Source organism: Sphingomonas sp. GW821-FHT12D09 (genome assembly GCF_058807215.1).
The window spans coordinates 20,872-40,939 of the sequence record NZ_JBXAQL010000001.1 but is presented as its reverse complement, the minus strand read 5'-3'; the positions used below and the strand labels follow the sequence as shown (position 1 = coordinate 40,939).

Sequence of the window (20,068 nt, the reverse complement as noted above, 5' to 3'; positions counted from 1 at the left end):
AAACGGCAGGGCCATGCCCTGCCGTTTTACAGGTATGAGAAGAATCCGACTCCTCGTTTCGGCCCCGTTAGTGTTATGGTTAACGCAATCGACTGGGAGGAGTGCAGGATGTTCCGGGCAGCCCTTACGGCTCTTGCTATCGCGATGCTCATGCCGTTCGCGGCACTCGCGGACGATCGCACTGATGGCGGCCTTGCTCCCGATTTCGAGGGCCAGGTCGCCTATTTCGGCAATTATACCGGCAAGACCTCCGTCACCGCGGACCAGCGCCGGCGTGACCAGGGCCCCTGCCCCTATCAGGACCAGCGCTGCTACCAGCAGGTCGTGGGCGGCGGCGTGAAGGTGGTGCTGACCTTCGACGGCGAGCACGTCACCGGCTTCTATTATTCGGTCGGCGGGTTCGAAGGGCCGAACGGACTGCGCGAAGGCACGCTAATCGGACGGCGCACCGCAGTGGGCTGCGAGCTTTACGAGGCGGACGGCACGATGTGGCAGGCCACGACCTGCGGGAGCAAGGGCTTCCAGGGCCAGATCGTCTCCGTGCGCGGCATTCCCAAGCAATCCGAAGTGAGCTTCTCGACGGTCGGCATGTTCCTGCGCGACACCGGCTGGATCACCAGGCTCGGCGAGGAAGAGGCGCGGCGGGACCGGCGGATCAACTGGTTGACGTTGAAGCTCGACGGAGTCGGCGCCCCGGAATCGCGGTTCCGCGCGGGCGTGGAGCTCGACAGTTATTCGCGCCACTTTCGCGGCGTGGACATGGGGCGGGTCTCCGATCCGGTCCAGTCGGGCAAGCGCAAGAAGAACCGCGAATGGTATCTCGACAGCCATTACACGCGGAGCGACGGCAGCACGGGCAATGTGCACGGCGTGATCTTCAACGACCGGCTGCGCTGCATCGCCTGGGACGAAGAGGCATGCGGCCCGATCCACCCGCCGCAGGACTTCCCCAAGCCGCGCGTGGACGATGACGGCGGCTGGCTATCGCGCAGCCCGGCGCCGATCATCACCTCCAGCGAACCGCCCCGCCCCCAGCCGCGGCCACGCGGCAATGGCTCGGCCGACCGCTACTAGGCTTGCCAGCGGAGGCGCCCTGAGCTAAGGGCCCGCCTTCGTTCGCGTGGGAAGCGATTCCCGCCCTTTCGAAACCTTGACTGAGACGACAGCCGGAGGGGCGTTGCACATGGGGTGCGCGTCAGCGATCGGCCAACATGGAAGAGAATTATGGCTCTGTACGAGCACGTGTTCCTTGCGCGCCAGGATCTGGCACAGGCGCAAGTGGACGCCCTGGCGGAAGCCGCCACCAAGATCATCGAGGACAACAACGGCAAGGTCGTGAAGACCGAGACCTGGGGTCTTCGTTCGCTCGCCTATCGCATCGCGAAGAACCGCAAGGCGCACTATGTGATGCTCGAAATCGACGCCCCCGCGGGTGTCGTCGCCGAGCTCGAGCGCCAGACGCAGATCAACGAAGACGTGATCCGCTACATGACCGTCAAGGTCGATGCGCTGGAAGAAGGTCCGACCGTGATGATGCGCAAGGGCCAGGACCGTGAGCGCCGTGGCCGTCGCGATCGCGACGATGCCGGCGGCAACACCGGTTTCGGCGGCGAATAAGGGAGATATAGAACCATGGCACGCCCGTTTTTCCGCCGTCGCAAGAGCTGCCCCTTCTCCGCGAAGGACGCTCCTCGGATCGACTATAAGGACGTCCGTCTGCTCCAGGGCTTCGTGTCCGAGCGCGGCAAGATCGTCCCGTCGCGCATCACTTCGGTGAGCGCCAAGAAGCAGCGCGAGCTGGCCCAGGCCATCAAGCGCGCCCGTCACCTGGGCCTGCTGCCCTACATCGTTAAGTAAGGGAGGCTCGACCCATGGAAGTCATTCTGCTTGAGCGCGTCGAGAAGCTCGGCGCCATCGGCGACGTGGTGAAGGTCAAGGACGGGTTCGCCCGTAACTTCCTGCTCCCGAACAAGAAGGCCCTCCGCTCGAACGCCGCGAACCGCAAGGTCTTCGAGGCCAACCGTGCGCGCCTCGAAGCCGAGAACGCTTCGCGTCGCTCGGACGCCGAGAAGGAAGCCGGCTCGTTCAACGACGTTTCGATCACTCTGATCCGTCAGGCTTCGAACGCCGGCCATCTTTATGGTTCGGTCGCCGCGCGTGACCTGGTCGAGGCGCTCGTCGCCGATGGCCACAAGGTCAACAAGGCGCAAGTCGTCCTCGACAAGCCGATCAAGTCGATCGGCGTGTACGAAGTCCGCGTCGCGCTGCACCCCGAGGTGTCGGTGACCGTCAAGGTCAACGTCGCTCGCTCGCCGGAAGAGGCCGAGATGCAGTCGCAGGGCGTCGACGTGATGGCCGCGATGTTCGAGAAGGAAGAAGCTGGCTTCGTTGAGGATTACGATCCCAACGCCGAGCCGGGCGCGACCGCCGAAGTCCGTGAAGAAGCTCCGGCTTCGGACGAAGGCGAGACCGCCGAGGGCTGATCGCCTTTCGCGAGAAAAAGAAAGGGCCGCCCCGGGATGCCGGGGCGGCCCTTTTTCCTTGGTGCGACCGCCGAGGGAAGCGAATAACCGAGTATATCCGCGCGCCTCCGAAGTAACGCTACGGCGTTACGGGCACGAAACGCAGGCACCGATCACCGCGAATAGCGGGATCAGGGCAAGTACCACTGGAAAAACCTTAGCCATTTCAACCCGGACCTTTTCTGTCGCTCGGAGTATGAAACGAGCCCAATCGAGCAAGGTTGCAGCGTACGTTAATCTTTTGTTCGGGGCGTGTTCACCTCGATCCGGTCTATAGGGCCGCGATGCCGCTTCTCCTGCCCTTAGCGTTGGCTCTCGCCGCACCCCAGCCCGGGATCGAGGAGGCCGTGCTCGCCGAGATCAACTTCGCCCGCACCCGGCCGCGCGATTATGCCGAGCGGCTGCGCGAGTACCGCAAGTTCTTCAAGGGCAGGATCGTCTGGTATCCGGGCAATCCGGACGGGCTGCGCACCACCGAAGGGACGCGCGCGGTGGACGAGGCGATCCGCTTCCTCGAGCGGCAGGCTCCTCTGGCGCCGATCGCCTCCGCCAACCTGCTCGCCCGCGCCGCGCGGGATCATGTCCGCGAGCAGGGCCCGACGGGAGCAACCGGGCATATCTCGGCCGATGGCGGCAACCCCAGGACGCGCGTGCAGCGGCGCGGCGGCGGCGCCTATGTGGCCGAGGTGATCACCTATGGCCCGCCCAGCGCGATCGAGGTGGTGCGCCAGCTGATCGTCGACGATGCCGTGCCTGGGCGCGGGCATCGCAAGACGCTGTTCTCCGCCGAGATGGCCTATGCGGGCGTCGCGTGCGGGCCGCACCGGGACTACCGGGTGATGTGCGTGGCGGACCTGGGGCGCAAGCCCGACGGAAACCCCTGAACGCCCCTAAGGTTAACTCCCGAATATCCGCTTGCCTTCTCAAGCGGTTAAGCCAGTATCGCTACCGGTAGATGACGGACGGGCGCGGGGCCCGTGCGGCTCCGGGGGGAGCTTCATCATGACTGCCAAGGGCCGTTGGCTTGGCGCGCTGGGCGCGTGCGGGATGCTGCTGTCGAGCGCCGCCGCCACTGCCGGCGAGCGCGCCACCGATACATCGCGCCTCGAGCGCGACGTGCTCGCCGAGATCAACCAGGCGCGCCAGCATCCGCGCGAATATGCCGAGGCGCTGCGCGAATATCGCCGCTATTTCGACGGCCGCGTGCTGTTCCTGCCGGGCGACCGCAACGGCGTGATCACCAATGAAGGCCCCGACGCGGTGGACGAGGCGATCGACTTCCTGGAGCGCCAGGATCCGCTGCCAGCGCTGAGCCGCGGCGAGCTGCTGGTGCTGGCGGCGCAGGACCATGCCGACGACCAGGGCAGCTTCGGCGGCACCGGCCATGTCTCGCGCGACGGGATGAACCCGGGCGACCGGGTGCGCCGGCGCGGCGGCGACATCTATGTCGGCGAAGGCATCTGGTATGGCAGCGGCGGCGCAAGCGCGGTGGTGCGCAGCCTGATCGTCGACGACGGCGTGCGGAGTCGCGGGCACCGGGCGCTGCTGTTCCAGTCGGACTTCCGCTTCGCCGGCGTCGGCTGCGGCGCGCATCGCCGCTTCGGCAATATCTGCGTGGTCGATTTCGCTGGCACCGCCGACGGGTCGCCGGTGCTGCCGGCCTGGGCCAAGGCGCGCGGCGGCCAGGTCTTCCGGATGCCGGCTACGCCCACGCGCTGAGCTCCATTGCCAGATGCTCACTTATCGGTGAGGATCACCGCCAATGGGCTATCTGGTACTGTTCCTTGCAGGCGCGCTGCTCTGCAACGCGATCCCGCACCTCGCCTCTGGCTTGCGCGGCGAGCCCTTTCCTACGCCCTTCGCCCGGCCGCGCGGCGTGGGGCACTCCTCGCCGCTGATGAACTTCTACTGGGGCTCGGCGAACCTGCTGATCGGGATCTCGGCGCTGCTCAGCACTTCGCTGCGAATCTATGGTGTGTGGCCAGTGATCGCGGGTTGGCTGGTGCTGGGGAGCTATTGCGCCTGGCATTTTGGGAAGGTGCGGCGGTAGTTTATTTCGGCCCGTATTTGCGTTCCAGGTCACGGAGTTGGCCGTCAAAGGCATCAAGGGCCACCGCTTGCACTCGATCCCAGTCCCGCCAGGATCCCTTGTGCAGGATACAACTCGATATGATGATGAACTCGGGATCGGCACCGAATTTGCCGATGTGATAGTCGTGTAGCGCTCGCACACGTTCGGCATAGCGGCGATTGAACTTAGCCTGGTAGCGCATGGAATGTTGACGGTCGCAGAGGCGCGCGCCCGTTGCCCGACTGCTCGCACGGTATAATTCTTCGTCCAGGTTGCCAGGACTTTGCTCAGCTTGGACGACGAGTAGCAGCAAAAGCGCTAGCATAAATTCCTCCTATTTCCGCCCGAACAGCTTCTCGATATCGCCATGCGCCAGCTTCACCCAGGTCGGGCGGCCGTGGTTGCACTGTCCCGAATGCGGCGTGACTTCCATCTCGCGGAGCAGCGCGTTCATCTCGGCGACCGAGAGTACGCGCCCTGCCCGCACCGAACCGTGGCAGGCCATGGTCGCGGCGACATGGTCGAGCTTTTCCTTTAGGCTCAGCGCCTCGTCGAAACTGGCGAGCTCGTCGGCGAGATCGGTGACGAGCGCGTGGACATCGCCCTTGCCGAGCGCGGCGGGGACCGCGCGGACCAGCATCGCGCGCGGGCCGAAGCGCTCGAGGTCGAGGCCGAACGCGGTCAGTTCGCCGGCGCGGGCTTCGAGACGGTCGCAACCGGGCTCGTCGAGCTCGACGACTTCGGGCACCAGCAGCCCCTGGCTGGCGACGCCGCCTTCGGACATGGCGCGGCGCATCCGCTCGAGGACGAGGCGCTCGTGGGCGGCGTGCTGGTCGACCAGGACCAGGCCGTCCTCGGCTTCGGCGACGATGTAGGTCTTGGCGACCTGGCCGCGGGCGACCCCGAGCGGGTGCTGGATGCTCTGCGGGACCGGCTCGGTGGCGGGTTCGGCGCGGGCGAGCGGCGGCGGGGCCGAGAAGTGCGGGCGGCGATCCATCACGCTGGTATAATTGTAGGACGGCGCGGGACTGTAGGCCGGCTCTGCGCTGGGCGCGGCATCCCAAAGCTGGGGCGTGGCCACACTGGTCTCGCTGGTCCACATCCCCAGCGCCGCCTCGCTCGGGCGCTGGACGCTGCGGTGGCCGGCTTCATCGAGCGCGCGGCGCAGCCCTGAGACGATCATGCCGCGGATCAGCGCGGGATCGCGGAAGCGGACTTCGGTCTTGGCGGGGTGGACGTTGACGTCGACCTGGTCGGCGGGGACGTCGAGAAACAGCGCGACGACCGGGTGGCGATCGCGCGCCAGCATCTCGGCATAGGCACCGCGCAGGGCGCCGATCAGCAGGCGGTCCTTCACCGGGCGGCCGTTGACGAAGAGATATTGGTGGTCGGCGACGCCGCGATTGAAGGTCGGCAGGCCGGCGACGCCGCCGAGCACGACCCCTTCCCGCTCGAAATCCACCGCGACGCTGTTCTCGGCGAGCGCGCGGTCGGTGAGGCCGGCGACACGCTCGGGCCCGGTCTCGCCACCCTGGACCTGGAGCGCTTTGCGCCCGTCATGCTCGACCGAGAAGGCGATGTCGGGCCGGGCCATGGCGAGGCGCTTCATCACATCGAGGCTGGCGGCATATTCGGCGCGGGACGAGCGCAGGAACTTACGGCGCGCCGGCACGCGGCCGAACAGCTGTTCGACGCGGACGCGGGTGCCCGGCGGAAGGGCTGCGGGGCCTTCGGAGACGACGGCGCCGTTATCGACCACGCGGCTCCAGCCCTCGGCACCGCGCACCCGGCTTTCCAGGCTCATCCGCGCGACGCTGGCAATCGAGGGCAGCGCCTCGCCGCGGAAGCCCAGGGTGGTGACCTGGTCGATCTCGTCATCGGGCAGCTTGGATGTGGCGTGGCGCTCCAGGGCGAGCGCCATTTCGGCCGGCGACATCCCGCAGCCATCGTCGGTCACTTCGATCAGATCGGTGCCGCCGCCGCTGAGTTTGACGGCGATCCGGGTGGCCCCGGCGTCGATTGCGTTTTCGACCAGTTCTTTCAGCGCGCTGGCAGGGCGTTCGACCACTTCTCCCGCTGCTATTCGGTTGACAAGATGTTCGGGCAGACGGCGTATTGACATGGTCGTTGCTCTAGCCCAAGCGGCGGCATCCCGCGACCCCAACCGCATCGCACCAGGCCGGATTTTATGTCCGACCCGGAAGGGGCCGGATTAGAATCTTGTGATTAGCCGCGTGGCGGGCGCCCGCGCGGCAGGACGGAAACATAGATGGCTTTTTCCCGCTTCTTCAATTTCATGTCCCACGACATGGCGATCGACCTCGGCACGGCGAATACCGTGGTGTATCTGCGTGGCCGCGGCGTCGTTCTCAACGAGCCGTCGGTGGTGGCGGTCGAGACGCTGAACGGCGTCAAGAAGGTGAAGGCAGTCGGCGACGACGCCAAGCTGATGATGGGCAAAACCCCGGGCAGCATCGAGGCGATCCGCCCGCTGCGCGACGGCGTGATCGCCGACATCGACATCGCCGAAGAGATGATCAAGCACTTCATCCGCAAGGTGCACGGCCAGCGGCGCTTCATGCGCTGGCCGCAGATCGTGATCTGCGTCCCCTCCGGTTCTACTTCTGTTGAAAGGCGCGCGATCCGCGACGCCGCGTCGAACGCGGGCGCTTCGCAGGTGTGGCTGATCGAGGAGCCGATGGCGGCCGCGATCGGCGCCGACATGCCGGTGACCGAGCCGATCGGCTCGATGGTTGTCGATATCGGCGGCGGCACCACCGAAGTCGCCGTGCTCTCGCTGCGCGGCCTGGCCTATTCGACCAGCGTGCGCGTCGGCGGTGACAAGATGGACGAGGCGATCGTCTCGTACGTCCGCCGCAACCACAACCTGCTGATCGGCGAAGCCACGGCCGAGCGCATCAAGCAGGAAGTCGGCATCGCCAAGCCGCCCGCGGACGGCATCGGCCAGACGATCCACATCAAGGGCCGCGACCTGGTCAACGGCGTCCCCAAGGAAATCCAGATCAACCAGGGCCAGATCGCAGAGGCGCTCAGCGAGCCCGTCGGCACGATCGTGGAAGGCGTGCGCATCGCACTGGAGAACACCGCGCCGGAGCTGGCGGCGGATATCGTCGACCAGGGCATCGTGCTCACCGGCGGCGGCGCGCTGCTGCAGGGCATCGACGAAGTGCTGCGCGACGAGACCGGCCTGCCCGTGACGATCGCCGAGGACCCGCTGACCTGCGTGGCGCTCGGCACTGGACGTGCGCTCGAGGATCCGGTGTTCCGCGGCGTGCTGATCCAGGTCTGAGCGAAAGGTAAGGGGAGATGGCGCCGCCACGCAACCGGCGCCCGGGGTTTTCGCGACGGGCGCAATACGGGCTCTTCCTTGGATATGTGGGCGTGGTCGGCGGCATGCTGGTCGGCGTCGCCCTGCTGCTGCTCTCGACGTTCAACCCACCGGCCTTCGGCGCGGTGCGTGGCTTCTTCTCGGAGATCACCACGCCCGTCGCCAGCGGCTTCACCTGGGTGCGCACCAGCGTGGCCGGCGTGCCTTCGGGCGTGTCCTCCTATTGGAACGTGCGCGGCGAGAACGCGCGGCTGAAGAAGCAGATCGCCGATGATCAGCTGCTGGTGTTGCGCGCGCGGACGCTCAACCAGGAAAACCGGCACCTGCGCGACATGCTGAAGCTGCGCGACGTCTCGACCGACGCTGTGGTGGTGGCGCGGCTGGTGGCGAGCTCGATGGCGAGCACCCGCCGCTATGCCACGCTCAACGCCGGCAACTGGCAAGGCGTGAAGGCCGGCCAGCCCGTGCGCCAGCCCGACGGCCTGATCGGCCAGGTGGTGGAGACCAGCCCCAACACGGCGCGCGTGCTGCTGATCGTCGATTCGGAAAGCATCGTGCCGGTGCGCCGTACGCGCGATGGTCTGCCCGCGATCGCAAACGGCCGTGGCGACGGACTGCTCGACATACGCTCGGCGAGTGTCTCGACGATGATCTTCCAGCCGGGCGACACCTTCGTCACCTCCGGCACCGGCGGCATCTTCCCCCCCAATATCCCGGTGGCAAGCGTGATCCGCACCTCGCGCGACATCGCGGTTGCAGAGCCCTCGGCCAATCCCGACGCGCTCGATTTCGCGCTCGTCCAGGCAACCTTCCTGCCCGAGCCCGCCCCCACCCCTGCCCCCTCGCCCAGCGCCAAGCCCAAGACGAGCAAGAAATAGTGGCGACCGACTTCATCCCGCTGGGCCGCCGCGAGCGGGGCCCGCGCGCCGTGTGGCTCGCGCCGCTCTCGGTGGTGCTCGGCTCGATGATGACGCTGCTGCCCTTGGTAGCCACCGTGCCCTTCCTGCCGCCGTTCGGACTGATGATGATGCTCGGCTGGCGGCTGGTGCGCGGTGATTCGATGAAGGTCTGGATGCCGGTGCCACTCGGCTTCTTCGACGACATGCTGAGCGGCCAGCCGCTGGGCAGCGCGATGCTGCTCTGGTCGGCCGCGGTGCTGATGATCGACGTGCTCGATACCAGGCTGGTGTGGCGCGATTTCTGGCAGGACTGGCTGATCGCCAGCGGCGCGATCGCGTTCGTGCTGATCGCCGGGCGACTGATCGCCTCGCCCTTTGCCGCGCATGTCGATACCGCTCTGCTCATCCAGATCTGCGTCTCGGCGGCGCTCTTTCCCGTAATCGCGCGCTTCTGCGCGTGGCTGGATCGGGATAAGAAGCAGCGATAATGGTACGGATCACCGAGGCAGCGCAGGCTTATAGTTTCTCTCGCCGCGCGCTGGTGCTGGGCGGGATCCAGGGCGCTGCGGCGCTGACGCTGGCCGGACGGATGACCTGGCTCGCCGTATTCGAGAACGAGCGCTACCGCCTGACCGCGGAGAGCAACCGCGTGCGCCTGACGCTCACCCCGCCGCGGCGCGGCTGGATCGTCGATCGCAGCGGCATCCCCATCGCCAACAACCGCACCGCATTCCGCGTCGACATGATCCCCGACCGGATGGAGGACAAGGAAAAGACGCTGGGCATGCTCCAGCAGATCCTGAGCCTGTCCGAGGAAGAGATGGCGCGGATCCGCACCGACCTGAAGCGCGCGGCGGGTTTCCAGCCGGTGCAGGTGTCGGACAATCTCAATTGGGAGCAGTTCGCCGCGGTGAGCGTGCGCGTGCCCGAGATGCCGGGCGTGCAGCCCACCCGCGGCTTCTCGCGAAATTATCCGCTCGCAGCCGGCGTGGCGCATCTCGTCGGCTATGTCGGCACTGCTTCAGCCGAGCAGTATCAGAAGGAAAAGGATCCGCTGCTCGTCGCCCCCGGCTTCAAGCTGGGCAAGGATGGGCTTGAAAAGACGCTGGAAGACCGCCTCCGTGGCACACCGGGTGCCAAGCGCGTCGAGGTCACCGCGCATGGCAGGCTGGTCAAGGAGCTGGCGACGCGCCCGGATTCGCCGGGCGAGACGGTGAAGCTCACCATCGACGCGCTGCTCCAGGAATATGTCGCGCGACGGCTGGGCACCAACTCCGGATCGGCAACGGTGATCGACGTGAGCAATGGCGACATCCTCGCCATGGTCTCGATGCCGGCCTACGACCCCAACAGCTTTTCCGACGGCATCAGCCGCAACGAATGGAAGATGCTGAGCGAGGACGATCACGTTCCGCTGATGAACAAGGCGCTGCAGGGCCTCTACCCGCCCGGCTCGACGGTGAAGCCGATGAACGGGTTGGCGCTGATGCATGCGGGCGTCGATCCGCACGCCCGCGTTGTCTGCACAGGCGCGATGCGCGTCGGCAATGGCGTGTTCCATTGCCACAAGCGCGGTGGGCATGGTGCGCTCGACCTGAAGAATGCGATCATGCAGAGCTGCGACATCTATTTCTACGAGATGGTGCGCCGCGTGGGCTATGACGCGGTGGCGCCGATGGCGCGCGCGCTCGGCCTTGGGCAGCGGTTCGACCTGCCCTTTTCCACCCAGCGCTTCGGCACGGTGCCCGACGGCGCCTGGAAGATGAAGCGCTACAAGCAGGCCTGGACGGTGGCGGATTCGCTCAACGCCTCGATCGGCCAGGGCTATGTGCTCGCCAATCCGCTGCAGCTCGCAGTGATGGCCAGCCGGCTGGCCTCCGGGCGCCAACTCGTCCCCCGGCTGATCGCCGACGCGCCGCGCGTCGAGGCTCCACCGCTCGCCTCGACCCCCGAGCAGCTTGCGATCATCCGCGACGCGATGTTCGGCGTGATCAATTCGGGCGGCACCGGCGGCGCGGCGAGAATCCAGGTGCCCGGCGTGACGCTGGCCGGCAAGACCGGCACCGCGCAGGTGCGCCGCATCACCATGGCGGAGCGCGCATCGGGCGTGCTCAAGAACGCATCGCTGCCGTTCAAGCTGCGCGACCACGCGCTGCTCGTCTGCTTTGCGCCTGCCGACAATCCCAAATACGCCGCGGGCATCGTGCTCGAGCATAATGGCCATACCGTGCGCAACCTCGACACGCCGATGATCGGCCGCGACATCATGACCTTCCTGTTCGACCGTAAGCTCGCGATGGAATCGCTGCACCGCGAGGAGCCGACCTGGGGCGGCGATTACCGCACCCGGATGGCCGACCAGGCGAAGGCCTTCGAAGTCACCCAGAACGCGCCGCCGCCGGAAGCGCCGGAGGACGCCGCCGAAGCCGCCAGCACGGTCGCCGCCGAGGCGGCCAACGCGACGACCAGCAACACGATCGACACGAGCGCGGCCGAACGCGGCAGCGTGGAGCAAGACTGATGGCCACGCTGCATACCTCGAGCCTGGGTCCCTCGGGCATCGTTCCCGGCCCGCTTGCCCAGCTGCCTTGGCGGATCATCGGCCTGGTCGTGGCGATCGGCATGTTCGGGCTGGTCGTGCTCTATTCGGCGGCGAGTGGCAGCATGACCCCTTGGGCACTCAACCAGGGGCTGCGCTTCTTCGTGTTCCTCGCCATGGCGATCGCCATGTCGCGCGTGCCCGAGAGCTTCTGGGCGCTGGGCGCCCTGCCCATCTATGGCGGCATCGTGCTGATGCTGATCGGCGTGGAGGCGCTGGGCGCGGTGGCAGGCGGCAGCCAGCGATGGCTCGACCTGGGGTTCATCCGATTGCAGCCGTCCGAGTTGATGAAGCCGTTCATCGTGCTCGCCTTGGCGCGCTTCTACGAGATCCTGCCGGCGGGCGAGATCCGCAAGTTCGGCGCGATCTGGCCGGCCTGCGTGCTGATCGGCGTGCCGGCCGCGCTCGTTATGCTCCAGCCCGATCTCGGCACCGCGCTGATGATCTGCTTCGGCGGCGTGACGGTGATGTTCCTGGCGGGCATTCCGCTGCGCCTGTTCATCGGCGGCGCGCTGGCGGTAGCGGTGGCGGCACCGCTGGCCGTGAATTTCGTGCTGCACGACTATCAGCGCAACCGCGTGCTGATCTTCATGGATCCGGAAAGCGATCCGCTCGGCACCGGCTATCACATCAGCCAGTCCAAGATCGCAATCGGATCGGGCGGTGTGTTCGGCAAGGGCTTTCTGCAAGGCACGCAGAGCCATCTCGACTATCTGCCGGAGGGCCATACCGATTTCGCGCTCGCGACGATGATGGAAGAATGGGGCCTGATGGGCGGCTTCTTCCTGATTGGCGCCTTTGGGTTGCTGATCCGCTGGGGCATCGGCGTGAGCCTGCGCGCACAGAGCCGCTTCGGACGCCTGACCGCCTCGGGGCTTTCGGCGACGATCTTCTTCTACTGCGTGATCAACATGGCGATGGTGATGGGCCTGGCGCCTGTGGTGGGCGTGCCGCTGCCGCTGATCAGCTTCGGCGGTACGGCCGTGATGACCTTCATGATCTGCTTCGGCATCCTGCTCTCGATAGACCGCCAGAGCCGCCGCGTGCAGCGCTGGTAATTTTTTCCGGATTTAGGGGTTTACAAGCCGCGAACAGCGACGCTAAAGGCGCCCCTCCACTGCGGAGGCGCACTCACCAAGAGCGCCGAAACAACCCGGAATGGACGCATAGCTCAGTTGGTAGAGCAGCTGACTCTTAATCAGCGGGTCCTTGGTTCGAGCCCAAGTGCGTCCACCATCCTTTCAATGACTTGGCAGAAATCGTAGGGCGCAGCCGCCGGCCTTGTCCGCCGGGGTGACATGCTGGGGCGCCTATGTCCTCATGAGCATCTGCGCTCGCACCGGCGCCACAGCCGCTCATCCAGCCGCTAACGGCTTGACCCGGGCGGAGTGCCGGCCCACCGCACCGGCCCGCGCAGTCGATATCGCTCCCCGCAACCCTGCGAAGCGCAAGCGATGCCAACAGATTGAACTTGATGCGATTTCCTCGTTTCTTCCCAGGTGCCTCCTATGACCTCGCGATCGACCTCGGCACGGTAAACACAGTCATCTACCTGCGGGACCGCGGCATCGTACTCAGCGAACCTTCGGTGGTGGCGATGGAAACGACCGGCGGGATCTCGCGCGTACGCGCGGTCGGCGCGGAGGCGAAGCTGATGCTGGGCAAGACCCCCGACAATGTCCGCACGATCCGCCCCATGCGCGACGGTGTGATCGCGGATGTCGACGTGGCCGAACAGATGATCAAATATTTCATCGACAAGGTCCGCGGCGGCTCGCGGCGGCTCGGCCGTCGCCCCGAGATCGCGATCAGCATCCCGAGCAGCGCGACCCAGGTCGAGCGGCGTGCGATCCAGCAAGCGGCTACCAATGCCGGCGCTCGCAAGGTCTATTTGATCGAGGAATCCATGGCGGCGGCGATCGGGGCAGGCTTGCCGATCACCGAACCGCTCGGTGCCATGGTCGTGGATATCGGCGGGGGCACGACCGAAGTGGCCGTCCTCTCCCTCAAGGGCCTGGCGTACAGCGCGTCCATTCGCGTCGGCGGCGACCGCATGGACGAAGCGATCGCCTCCGCTATCCGCCGCAAGCACAATCTCATGATCGGCGAAGCCACGGCCGAGCGGATAAAGGTCGAGATCGGCACCGCCCAGCTTCCGGAAAACGGCATCGGCCTGACCACCAAGGTCAGAGGCCGGGACCTTGTGAAAGGCATGCCCTCGGAAGTGGAGGTCAACCAGGGCGAGATCGCGAATGCCCTTGCAGACCTTACGGCCCAGATCGTCGAGGCAGTCCATTCCGCGCTGGAGAAGACCGAACCGGAGCTTGCTTCCGATATCTTCGATCAGGGCATCGTGATGACCGGCGGCGGCAGTCTGCTAGCGCATTTGGACGATGTGCTATCGAAGGCAACCGGATTGCCCGTCATGGTCGCGGAGAATGCCCTGATGTGCGTGGCAACCGGCGCCGGGCGCGCGCTCGAGGATCCGATATATCGGGGCGCCATGTCATCGACCTGATTGCTGCCCGGCCCGATACGAGCGATCAATACGCACGAGACGCCTGGGCTCAGCCGTTTACCGCCGCTTCGATCCCGTGGCGGCAAGCAGGTCATAATCGACCCAGCGATATTCGTAACCCGCGTCACCCTGTTGCTTCTGCACGAAAAGCACGCGGCCGCGCGGCCGTTCGTCGCGCGTGCAATCGCCTGGTGCATTCCAGCGGCAGGCCGACGGGCTGAACAGCCGGCGGAGCTGCGCGGCGGTCATGGCGGGTGCATAGACGTCTATCGGATTGTCCTGCTTGCACCCTTCCCGCGTTGGACGGCCGCCGGCGATCGTCAGCCTTGGCATTGCCGCTGGTTTCGCCGGCAGCGTCAGCGCCAGCGAGGCGATTCGACCGCTGCCAGGCGATGTCGCCTGCGCGAAGATCATGCCGTCCTTGCCATAGGCAGTGTCCGCCGCCTTTATCGGCAAGCGCTGATAGATCCACGGCGTCGGCACTTGTGACGGCTCGATGGCGAACACCGAAGGTTTTGCCGACGCTGCGACATCGAAGGTCCTGGGATCCGCCTGGAGCCCGGCCTGCTGCCGGCGCCAGCGCTCGGTCGCATTCGCGGTCGCGCCGCCGCCCGTGGCAAAGGAGCTCGCGTTCCGCTCGACCGGCGCGCCCAGGCGGAGCGCGGGGATCGGGATGTCCACGCCCGAACGCTTGCCACCGGGCATCGTCACCTGCACCGGGCACGGACCGAGCAACAGATCCGGCGGACCGACGGTCTGCGGCGGATGCCAGACCCGTGCCGGCGACGATCCCGCGCTGACGGGAAGCAGGGCCAGGATGGCGGCGATGCCGATGGCGTTGCGCATGTGCGTTATCCCTTCACATAGTCGCGGGACTGGACGATCATGATCTGCCCGCCGACGATCAGCCATTCGACATCCTGCGGCCTACCGCCGAACCTTTCCTGAATGGCCAGCCCGATCGCGCTCAGCCGCCGGACCAGATCGTCGGAGAGCACTGCCCGACCGGACTCGATCCTGACTTCCTGCACGCCGCCACCGGGCGAGAAATGCAGCATGACATCGTCCTGCGAGCGGGTGAGTACCTGCACCGAATCCAGTTCCGGCCGGTAGATCAACTGCTCGGCGATCTTCCTGCCTTCGACCACGCGGATGCCGATGCCACGCTTGGCGGCGATGAAGACGCGCCGCTCCGTGGATTGCTCGTCGAACGGATCGATACTGGTCATCACGCCCGCCGCGTCGGCATCGATACCGGTCTGGACCAGGACCGCGGCGCGCACCGCGCGGTGATCGATGCCCGCCTTCTCCCGCGCGGCGAAGGCGCGTTCGTTCCATAGTGAACCCCACACCGCCTGGACGGCTGCCGCGAGCGCATCGCCTGCGCCGACATTGGGCACGGTGTCGTAAAGGCCCGCGCCATTGAACCCGGGCAGATCCTCGGCATTGGTCGATGAGCGCACGAAGACGCCCTTGTCGCCCAACAGCCCGTGGCGCCGGGCGACGATCGCGGCGAGATCGGCCTTGGGAATATTTCCGCTGGCGAAGCGCGCACGCAGCGCCGCCAGCGCCTCGCGACGCCATGCCGGATCGCCGCGCCGCGCGTCCTTGAGCAGTGCCTCGATCTGCGGGGCAATCCCGTTCGCGGCGACGAAGCGGTCATAAAAGGCGAAGGGAATGCTGAAACCGGGCGGCACCACGAAACCGAGATCGGGGCGCTTGCCCGCCAGCACCGCAACGTCACCGAGGTTCGCCGCCTTCGCGCCGGTGCGCGGCGCCCAGCGGGCATCCTGCTCGGCAAGGGCGGGAAGGCCGGAAAAGGCCAGGTCCGAACGCGGCGCCCGGATCCGCCGCGCGGTGCGGTCTCGCTCCGCCGCGCGGATCTCCGCCGCGGTCGCCAGGCGAACGCTCACCGATTTGCCTCGGGTATCGAGGACGACATGACGCCCCTCGAGCTTGCCCCACAATTGATCGGCATCGGCGCGAAAGGCGTTCGGGATGCCCCAGGTCTTGGCCAGCAGGCTGACATGGTTGATCGGCGTGGTGAAGGTGGACGACAGGATCCCGGCGACCGGCGGCAGCCGGATCGGCATCGCCCGGAGCAGGGCGATATCGCCGGGGAGGAGATCCTCTTCCGCGCCATCGGCCACGACGACGAGCCGTCCCACCGCGCGGCCGCCATTGAGCACGAGTTGCTCACGCGCGCCATAGGCTTCGTCGATGCCGATCATCTTCAGTCCGGCGGCTTGCGCCGCCTCGCTCTGCTGCGTCGAGTTCGGTTTGAACGTCAGCGGGGCGTGGAAGCTCGCCTGGAGCGCGCGCATCATCGTGGCGATCAGCTCCGGCTCGACGACATCGCCCTCCCACAGCTCCACGCCGTAGCGGCCGAGCCGTGGGTAGCGGGCCACCGCCCCCAGGATGAAACGCCGGTCAGGCCGCGAATAATTGGCCGCGGTGAAGGTGTCGGCATCGGCGAGCGTCAGGTAACGGGCCTGGAGATAGTCGAAATGATATTGATAGCGCCGGGTGTCGATCCAGTGGACCCGCGGCCGGGGGCCGCTACGATCGATGGCGAACATCACGCGCGGCAGCTCGAAGAACCGGCCGGCACCCTCCACGCGCGCCAGCTTGTCGAAGGCGGCGTCGCTGGCGATCCGCCCCTCTTCGGCAAAAGGCGCGCGTCCCGGCGGCGCGAGTGAACTCGCTGGCGGAGACATCAGGATGATCGAGGCCCCGGCGATGAGTTGAAACACGCCCCGCATGATCTTGCCCCTCCCCCCAGTCCAGCCGGATTCAGAATAGAGGGCCGTGGACAGATGGCAATCGATGCACCGCGCGCCGTGAGCAGCGGCGCTCGCCTCGCTTAACAGGGCGCGTGTGTCGCTTTGCAGTTTTGCGCGGGCCATTTATTGCCTATCGTATGTCGCAGGAGGGCGCGTGATGGGCATTTTCGATTTTCTCTCGAAGCAGTTTGTGGACGTCATCGACTGGGTCGATGAGCCCGGCACGCTCGCCATTCGCTATCCGATGCAGGATCGCGAAATCCAGAACGGCGCGCAGCTGACGGTCCGCAGCGGCCAGACCGCGCTGTTCTTCAACGAAGGCGCGATCGCCGACGCCTTCCTGCCCGGCCTCCATACGCTGCAGACCGGCAACCTGCCCCTGCTCACGTCGCTGATGCACTGGGACAAGGGCTTTGCCTCGCCGTTCAAGGCGGATGTCTATTTCTACAGCCAGAAAGAGCAGACCGGGCTCAAATGGGGCACCGCCCAGCCGATCACGGTGCGCGACAAGGAGTTCGGGCCGCTGCGGATCCGCACCTTCGGAAGCTACAGCTTCCGGATCGAGGATGTCGCCGCCTTTTCCGTGAAGATGATGGGATCGCTCGAGCGGCTGACCGTCGGCGATATCGAGCCGCAGCTGCGTGCCGCGATCTCCACGGCCATCGCCACGGCGCTAGGCGGTGGTGAGATCGCCTTCCTCGATCTCGCCGCGAACCAGTCTCAGCTGTCGGACAAGCTTAAGGCCGCGGTCGAGCCTGCCTTCGCGCAATGGGGCCTGAGCTGCACCAGCTTCTACATCGAGAACCTGTCGCTGCCCGAGGAAGTCCAGGCGCATCTCGACAAGGCGAGCTCGATGCGCATGGTCGGCGATCTGGACCGCTTCATCCGCTTCCAGAGCGCCGAGGCAATCGAGACCGCAGCGGCGCAGTCCGGCGGCGTGGCCGGCGCCGGTGCCGGCATGGCCGCGGGCATGGCGATTGGCCAGAGCATGGCGGGCGGCATGGGCGCCGCGGCGAGCGCCCCTGCGACGGCCGCGCCGGGCGAGGATGCCTATGCCCAGATCGAGAAGCTCCACAAGCTGATGACGATCGGCGCGATCACCCAGGAAGAGTTCGACGCCAAGAAGACCGAGCTGCTCGGCCGTATCCGCTGATCCGTCGATGAGCTTGCACCTGCCCTGCCCCAATTGCGGCGCCGACGTCGTGTTCCGCTCGCCCGCACTGCCGAGCCGGGTGTGCGACTATTGCCACTCGATGCTGGTGCGCAGCGACTCCGGGCTCACCCAGGTCGGCAAGGCGGCGGTGCTGCCCTTCGACGTGAGCCCGGTGCAGATCGGCATGCGGGGACGCTTCGAGGAGAAGGGTTTCGAAGTCATCGGCCGCGTTCGCTGGAGCTGGAACGACGGCGCCTGGAACGAGTGGTTGTTGCTGTTCGACGACAACAGCAATGCCTGGCTGGGCGAGGCGATGGGGCAGTTCATGCTGCTGTGGGAGCGGCCGTTCGACGGCGTACGGACCAAGGCGCTGCGGACGGTGGCGAACGGAGGCGAAGCGGTGGTGGGAGCCGAGGTACAGCTGGATGGCCGCAAGCTGACGATCTCCGACGCGCGTGACGTGTTCTGCGTCGCGGCCGAGGGCGAACTGCCCTTCACCGCGCCGGCAGGCTGGCGGATCTATAGCGTCGACCTGCGCGGGACCGGTGATGAATGCGCAAACCTGCAGCGCGACCGCGGCGAAACCAGTTTCTACGAAGGCCGCTACGTGACACTTGACGCGCTCGCGCCGCGGGGACTTCGCACGATCGAGGGATGGGCCCTGCCCGACTATGCAGCCTGATCTCCCCCGTTCCGATGCGCCCGTCCCCGCGGCGCGCGCGCTCGCCTGCCCGGGGTGTGGCGGCACGGTAGAGCTGCGCGCCGCTGGCTATACCGTCCATGTCGCCTGCCAATATTGCGGCTCGATCCTCGACGTCACCGATCCGCAGGTGAAGCTGGTCACTCAATATACCGAGGCGAACACCGCGCTCGACATCCCGCTGGGCACGCGCGGCACGCTGCGCGGCGTCGAATGGGAAGTGATCGGCTGGCTGCGGCGCTCCGAGAATGGCTATTATGGATGGGAGGAGTACCTCCTCTTCAATCCCTATCATGGCTATCGCTGGCTGGTGAACGTGCGCGGCGGCTGGAGCTTCGGCACGATGCTGACCCGCACGCCCGCATGGTCCACCTACGACACCTTCCAACTCGACGCCGGCTATTACACCCGCTTCTTCGCCGGCGAAGCGCAGGTCGATGACGTGCTCGGCGAGTTCTACTGGCGCGTCAAGGTGGGCGAGCAGGTGAAGACAGGCGACTGGGTACGCCCCGGCGCCATGCTTTCGCGCGAGGAGGACGGCCGCGAGATCAGCTGGACGCTCAACGAATGGGTGCCTGAAAAGGAGATCGTCAAGGCGTTCGGCGTTCCGGCGTCGGGCACCGTCTGGCCGCCCCTGCCGCACCAGCCTTCGCCCTGGGGCGGATGGCTGATGACGGGAGCCAAGATCGGCGGCGCGGCGCTCGCCTTCCTGCTCGTCTTCGCGCTCCTCTTCGGCGGCTCCGGCTGGTCGGCGGCGGGCACGCTGGCAGTGGCTTCGGACGGGCGGGAGCAGACGGCGACGCTGGGCCCGATCACCTTCGGCGGTGGCTATCAGCGCGTCGAGATCCGCGCCGACGTGCCGCGCCTCGAAAATGGCTGGGTCGACCTCGAATACAGCCTGGTCGACCGCAAGACCCAGCGCGTTTACGAAGCCTATGGCGCGGCCGAACGCTATTCGGGCAGCGATTCCGACGGCCCCTGGAACGAAGGTTCGCGCAACTCCGACATCTCGATCGCCAGCGTGCCGGCCGGCACCTACGACCTGGTCGTCGAGTACAAGGGCAATCGCTGGACCGGCGCGTCGAGCTATTCCTCCACCTACCCCTATTCCGCCGATTCGGGTGGCGGCTGGATGGACCAGGCCAATGCGCCCAAGGTCGAGGTGGAGGTGCGCCATGGCACGCTGTTCGGCTCTAACATCCTGATCGCGCTGATCCTGCTCGCCGGCCCGTGGCTGATCGCCCTCAGCCTGCACCTCAGCTTCGAAAAGGCACGCCGGGGCGAAAGCGATTTCGCGCCCCAGGGAGACGATGACTGATGAGCACGCGCAGCTTTATCTACGGGCTCTGGTGCCTCGGCGTGATCGCCCTGTTCATCTTTACCGGCATCTTCGCCTGGTCGCCCTTCGCCGAAGGCGGCGGCGCGCGCGCACATTACGGCTTCTACGGCCCCCACCACAAATAGGGAGACGAAC

At 66.6% G+C, this 20,068-nt stretch carries 21 protein-coding genes and 1 tRNA gene; 18 read left to right on the top strand and 4 right to left on the bottom strand.

The annotated features are described in order from the left end of the window. The first annotated feature begins 144 nt into the window (after window positions 1-144). From AC1RPL_RS00225 to AC1RPL_RS00195, 7 genes are all read left to right on the top strand, one after another. Window positions 145-1,074, top strand: a complete 930-nt coding sequence (locus AC1RPL_RS00225) for a hypothetical protein (protein WP_493067251.1) — start codon at window positions 145-147, stop codon at window positions 1,072-1,074. A gap of 150 nt (window positions 1,075-1,224) precedes the next feature. Beyond that, window positions 1,225-1,617 carry a 30S ribosomal protein S6 gene (gene rpsF / locus AC1RPL_RS00220; protein ID WP_493067250.1) on the top strand — a complete coding sequence of 131 codons (393 nt, stop codon included), beginning with the start codon at window positions 1,225-1,227 and terminating at the stop codon, window positions 1,615-1,617. Between the two features lie 15 nt (window positions 1,618-1,632). After that, a complete protein-coding gene (gene rpsR / locus AC1RPL_RS00215; RefSeq protein ID WP_010543816.1) occupies window positions 1,633-1,857 on the top strand; it encodes a 30S ribosomal protein S18 in 225 nt (74 codons plus the stop codon). 14 nt (window positions 1,858-1,871) lie between these two features. Continuing rightward, window positions 1,872-2,483: a 50S ribosomal protein L9 gene (gene rplI / locus AC1RPL_RS00210; RefSeq protein WP_493067249.1), complete on the top strand. Its 612-nt coding sequence runs from the start codon at window positions 1,872-1,874 to the stop codon at window positions 2,481-2,483. 347 nt (window positions 2,484-2,830) lie between these two features. Beyond that, window positions 2,831-3,406: a CAP domain-containing protein gene (locus AC1RPL_RS00205; RefSeq protein ID WP_493067248.1), complete on the top strand. Its 576-nt coding sequence runs from the start codon at window positions 2,831-2,833 to the stop codon at window positions 3,404-3,406. Window positions 3,407-3,524: 118 nt separating this feature from the next. Beyond that, window positions 3,525-4,241 (top strand): CAP domain-containing protein, encoded by a 717-nt coding sequence (locus AC1RPL_RS00200; RefSeq protein ID WP_493067247.1) that lies wholly within the window; start codon window positions 3,525-3,527, stop codon window positions 4,239-4,241. A gap of 43 nt (window positions 4,242-4,284) precedes the next feature. Beyond that, window positions 4,285-4,572: a hypothetical protein gene (locus AC1RPL_RS00195; RefSeq protein WP_493067246.1), complete on the top strand. Its 288-nt coding sequence runs from the start codon at window positions 4,285-4,287 to the stop codon at window positions 4,570-4,572. A 1-nt stretch (window position 4,573) separates the two neighbouring features. Here the strand turns inward: AC1RPL_RS00195 and AC1RPL_RS00190 are convergent, their stop codons facing one another. Both AC1RPL_RS00190 and mutL read right to left on the bottom strand, forming a co-directional pair. Further along, the gene (locus AC1RPL_RS00190; RefSeq protein ID WP_493067245.1) at window positions 4,574-4,918 is read right to left on the bottom strand and encodes a hypothetical protein; all 345 of its coding nucleotides are present in this window, start codon (window positions 4,916-4,918) and stop codon (window positions 4,574-4,576) included. A gap of 9 nt (window positions 4,919-4,927) precedes the next feature. Then, window positions 4,928-6,715 (bottom strand): DNA mismatch repair endonuclease MutL, encoded by a 1,788-nt coding sequence (gene mutL / locus AC1RPL_RS00185; RefSeq protein ID WP_493067244.1) that lies wholly within the window; start codon window positions 6,713-6,715, stop codon window positions 4,928-4,930. 147 nt (window positions 6,716-6,862) lie between these two features. Between mutL and AC1RPL_RS00180 the strand changes: the two genes are divergently transcribed. The 7 genes from AC1RPL_RS00180 to AC1RPL_RS00150 all read left to right on the top strand — a co-directional run bounded on the left by AC1RPL_RS00180 (window position 6,863) and on the right by AC1RPL_RS00150 (window position 13,958). Then, window positions 6,863-7,903 carry a rod shape-determining protein gene (locus AC1RPL_RS00180; protein ID WP_493067243.1) on the top strand — a complete coding sequence of 347 codons (1,041 nt, stop codon included), beginning with the start codon at window positions 6,863-6,865 and terminating at the stop codon, window positions 7,901-7,903. An 86-nt stretch (window positions 7,904-7,989) separates the two neighbouring features. Then, entirely contained in the window at window positions 7,990-8,820 is an 831-nt protein-coding gene (mreC, locus tag AC1RPL_RS00175) for a rod shape-determining protein MreC (protein WP_493067242.1), read from the top strand. After that, window positions 8,820-9,329 carry a rod shape-determining protein MreD gene (gene mreD / locus AC1RPL_RS00170; RefSeq protein WP_493067241.1) on the top strand — a complete coding sequence of 170 codons (510 nt, stop codon included), beginning with the start codon at window positions 8,820-8,822 and terminating at the stop codon, window positions 9,327-9,329. Before mreC ends, mreD begins: the two co-directional genes overlap by 1 nt. Further along, a complete protein-coding gene (gene mrdA / locus AC1RPL_RS00165) occupies window positions 9,329-11,362 on the top strand; it encodes a penicillin-binding protein 2 (RefSeq protein ID WP_493067240.1) in 2,034 nt (677 codons plus the stop codon). The genes mreD and mrdA overlap by 1 nt, the downstream gene beginning before the upstream one ends. Then, complete coding sequence (gene rodA / locus AC1RPL_RS00160) at window positions 11,362-12,498, top strand: rod shape-determining protein RodA (protein ID WP_493067239.1); 1,137 nt, start codon at window positions 11,362-11,364, stop codon at window positions 12,496-12,498. The genes mrdA and rodA overlap by 1 nt, the downstream gene beginning before the upstream one ends. A 102-nt stretch (window positions 12,499-12,600) precedes the next feature. Beyond that, a tRNA-Lys gene (locus AC1RPL_RS00155) sits at window positions 12,601-12,676 on the top strand. Between the two features lie 238 nt (window positions 12,677-12,914). Then, window positions 12,915-13,958 (top strand): rod shape-determining protein, encoded by a 1,044-nt coding sequence (locus AC1RPL_RS00150; RefSeq protein ID WP_493067238.1) that lies wholly within the window; start codon window positions 12,915-12,917, stop codon window positions 13,956-13,958. Window positions 13,959-14,015: 57 nt separating this feature from the next. On the opposite strand, the gene AC1RPL_RS00145 is transcribed toward AC1RPL_RS00150, so the two are convergent. Together AC1RPL_RS00145 and AC1RPL_RS00140 are read right to left on the bottom strand one after the other, a co-directional pair. Continuing rightward, a complete protein-coding gene (locus AC1RPL_RS00145; protein WP_493067237.1) occupies window positions 14,016-14,804 on the bottom strand; it encodes a hypothetical protein in 789 nt (262 codons plus the stop codon). Between the two features lie 5 nt (window positions 14,805-14,809). Next, window positions 14,810-16,720 (bottom strand): PEP/pyruvate-binding domain-containing protein, encoded by a 1,911-nt coding sequence (locus tag AC1RPL_RS00140; protein ID WP_493067236.1) that lies wholly within the window; start codon window positions 16,718-16,720, stop codon window positions 14,810-14,812. 178 nt (window positions 16,721-16,898) lie between these two features. Between AC1RPL_RS00140 and AC1RPL_RS00135 the strand changes: the two genes are divergently transcribed. The 4 genes from AC1RPL_RS00135 to AC1RPL_RS00120 are packed head-to-tail and all read left to right on the top strand — an operon-like array spanning window position 16,899 to window position 20,058. Further along, entirely contained in the window at window positions 16,899-17,894 is a 996-nt protein-coding gene (locus AC1RPL_RS00135; protein ID WP_493067235.1) for an SPFH domain-containing protein, read from the top strand. 49 nt (window positions 17,895-17,943) lie between these two features. Next, window positions 17,944-18,576 carry a DUF4178 domain-containing protein gene (locus tag AC1RPL_RS00130; protein WP_493067234.1) on the top strand — a complete coding sequence of 211 codons (633 nt, stop codon included), beginning with the start codon at window positions 17,944-17,946 and terminating at the stop codon, window positions 18,574-18,576. Continuing rightward, the gene (locus AC1RPL_RS00125; RefSeq protein ID WP_493067233.1) at window positions 18,566-19,912 is read left to right on the top strand and encodes a DUF4178 domain-containing protein; all 1,347 of its coding nucleotides are present in this window, start codon (window positions 18,566-18,568) and stop codon (window positions 19,910-19,912) included. The genes AC1RPL_RS00130 and AC1RPL_RS00125 overlap by 11 nt, the downstream gene beginning before the upstream one ends. Next, window positions 19,912-20,058, top strand: coding sequence for a hypothetical protein (locus AC1RPL_RS00120; protein ID WP_493067232.1), 147 nt, complete (start codon window positions 19,912-19,914; stop codon window positions 20,056-20,058). The genes AC1RPL_RS00125 and AC1RPL_RS00120 overlap by 1 nt, the downstream gene beginning before the upstream one ends. The last annotated feature ends 10 nt before the right edge of the window (window positions 20,059-20,068 follow it).